At 48.1% G+C, this 2,858-nt stretch carries 3 protein-coding genes; 1 reads left to right on the top strand and 2 read right to left on the bottom strand.

Going from position 1 to position 2,858, the window contains the following annotated elements; genetic code table 11:
- Positions 1 to 576 (bottom strand): Hint domain-containing protein (locus tag C0V97_RS05845; RefSeq protein WP_199751663.1); only part of this gene is annotated, 576 nt, incomplete at its 3' end.
- A gap of 209 nt (positions 577 to 785) precedes the next feature.
- On the opposite strand from C0V97_RS05845, the gene C0V97_RS05840 reads away from it, so the two are divergent.
- On the top strand, positions 786 to 1,331 hold the full coding sequence (locus C0V97_RS05840; protein ID WP_158625352.1) for a TetR/AcrR family transcriptional regulator: 546 nt from the start codon (positions 786 to 788) through the stop codon (positions 1,329 to 1,331).
- A 1,287-nt stretch (positions 1,332 to 2,618) separates the two neighbouring features.
- On the opposite strand, the gene C0V97_RS05835 is transcribed toward C0V97_RS05840, so the two are convergent.
- Positions 2,619 to 2,858, bottom strand: a 240-nt coding sequence (locus C0V97_RS05835) for a transposase (RefSeq protein ID WP_148114919.1), incomplete at its 5' end; no start/stop codon positions are given.

Here is a 2,858-nt window from a genome sequence, read left to right as displayed (position 1 = left end):
CGTTCTGCCTTGACCTTTAAATGTAATGACCTCGTCTCCAATGCGGAGATCTTCGATGAGGCGCTCACCGGTCGGTGTTTCTATCCGGGTCCCCCGAGCATAGCAGACAATTTTAATTGTGCCGCTATTGTTGTCAGTCGGGAAAGAGACTGTCTTGCCAACTGGGAGGCCCAGTGAGTTGAAGCGGGTGCCGATAGTCAATGTGACTGAATGACCACGTCCATCACTCAGAACAAAGGTAATGATCGTCTTTGTTCCGTTCCACTGGGCAGTTACGGATTTCTCCGTTCCGGAGAGCAGATAATTGATTGTGACGTTATCGACTGGTTTCGTATTTTCTATTTCGAGCTTGAATATCTTGTTTACAGGATTGGCGTAGAATGCGCGCTCGTCGAAATGGACATAAATATTCCCTGCCACGGAGGCCACATGGCCATAATTTGTTGAGGTCGTATCACGAAGACCAAGAAGGCCCTGATCTGTGTCAACAGTAATTGTACCGCCATTCAGCATGTACATGCCGCCCCCGTCCTTATAAGGTGCAGGGACGCCGGGAGTGACATTCAGATAGGGCATGGCTTACTCCATCACGAAAATGCTTGTTGGGGATGACCTGATTTTTATTCGCGTTTCTTCTCTCCACGTTTCATCATTCGATTCGATCGAATGATGAAACGTGGATTTCCTCTTGGCTCGATACCGGCACTGAGCTCGCGGGCCGGGAAGGATCAGGAGATTGTTGAGAGAGTTCTAATACGATCGTATTTTAATTGCAAGGAGCAATCGTGGGACGCCCGAAAACCATAGACAGGAACGAGGTCCTTGAGGCGGCTGAGCGGGTCATCGTGACAGCAGGCATTGGCGCCTTCTCGATAGGAGCCGTCGCGAAAGAGGCAGGAATCACCAAGGGGGGCGTGCAATCCTGCTTTGGTTCGAAAGAAGAATTGACGGAGGCGCTCGTCGACAGATGGTTTTCCCGTGAAGAGACCGCCTTCGCTAGTATGGCTGGCGAAAATGGCACGGAGAGTGACAAGATAAGGGCGCATGTCGAGACAGCCAGGAATCTGCTTTCGGAGCCAGATAGCAAGATATGCAGTGTTCTCGCCGGTCTTCTCGCACAGGAACAGTCCAACGGTAGAGCGCGCCAATGGTACCGGCAGAGATATGAGACGCTTGCCGCAAATACGCAGGACAATAAGAAGGCGCGTCTCGCCTTCATCGCAAGCGAGGGTATGTTCTATATGAAGTTTCTCGGGCTATTCGACATGGATACCGAAGAGTGGAACGAGATTTACGCCGATATTCAAAGCCTCGCTGAGGGACGTCTATAGAAGGCGTATTCGCTGTGAAGGCCTTGCGATATGTCTACAGACATTGGATCAGATCTTTTGTCAACGCGACCTGGTATAGGAACCGCCCCCAGTATCCGCGAGGATATCTGCCCGGCCGGGCGGTCTATTTTCGACATGACACCGACCTTAGTCCGTTTATTGAGTAAAGATCCTTCGTAGGCAGACGAATAGTCATCGAACCAGGAAGGTTTGATGCATCTGTTTCGAAAAAAGTAAAATCGCCTATCCCGTAAAGTATGGCGTGCAGCTTAGGGAAATACGATTCCTTTTGCCCGTCGACTTCGATTGTGCATTCGTCGTCGGCAGTATCTACTGCGTGATAGGTAAGACGCACAATATGGGCAGCTTCTTCGTTGAGGAAAAATTTAGTGTCCGGGCGTGGTCTGAGCCCGATCATGGTCAGATACGCTGAATTCACAAACATTAACACCGGCAGTATTGCTAGAGGTAGTAATGGTATAAACAGGAAAGATCGAGATTTGAATTCCTTGCTTTCACTATCAAAACAAGCGTTGGTAAAAACAACGAACAGAAATCCAGTTACAAATACATATGATGACATTAAAAGAATGTGATAATTATTGTCTATCTTGCGAAAGAATAGCAAGTAAGACAACATAGATATGACGCATATACTGATGGCTAGGCGAAGTATAAACGATTTCTCGCCCTTTGTGTTGGCGAAAACGTTATTTGTGTCTTTTACGTAATATCTCATTTTCTGTTCAGGCGCAGCGCGCGCTCTTCTCTTTGCAGAAAACCATAGAAGGAAATGAAATACGGGATAGGATAGGAATGCCCCGAATATTGTGAAAAACGTCAGCAATAATATGTTGAATAGTCCATACATGAGTAGTTCAGATATAGTTACTGTGTGGACAACGTCTGGAAGTATCCGTTCGAACATGCAGTATGAAAATAATATCAATCCTCCAGTCGCTAGAGATAATTTGGATAAAACCGAGATATAGAAAACAATCTTCTTCCAGTTCTCACCCTCTTGCATGAGGCATCACCCCTAAGAATACTTGTTACCGCAGAACTGCAGCGTCCGCCTCTTTCGTTAAGAGAACGTTATAAATGTTTATTATCCACACCTGATTTCGCGATGTCGGTGCATAGTTGGGACGAGAGACTACCATAATCAGCCGGTAGATATGGATTATCCCGAAGGGAGGATCCGACGGTCTCATCAAGGACGTCAGGCTCGTTAGATCTGATTACGCGATCACGCCCGTTCGCCTAGGTGGTGCCTAGGCTCAGGACTCATAGCCAGAACATGACGGTTGCGGCGAGGCATATGGCTAAGAAGAAGACGGTCGGGCATCTGTCGTAGCGGGTTGCGACCCGCCGCCAGTCCTTGAGACGGCCGAACATGATCTCGATGCGGTTGCGTCTTTTGTATTTTCGTTTGTCATATTTGACGGGTTTCCCGCGGGATTTTCGTCCTGGAATGCAGGGTTTGATCCCTTTTCCCTCCAACGCATCCCGAAACCAGTCAGCATC

It is taken from the genome of Asaia sp. W19 (genome assembly GCF_003994335.1).
GTDB lineage: Bacteria > Pseudomonadota > Alphaproteobacteria > Acetobacterales > Acetobacteraceae > Asaia.
This window is presented reverse-complemented; position numbering and strand designations above follow the sequence as displayed.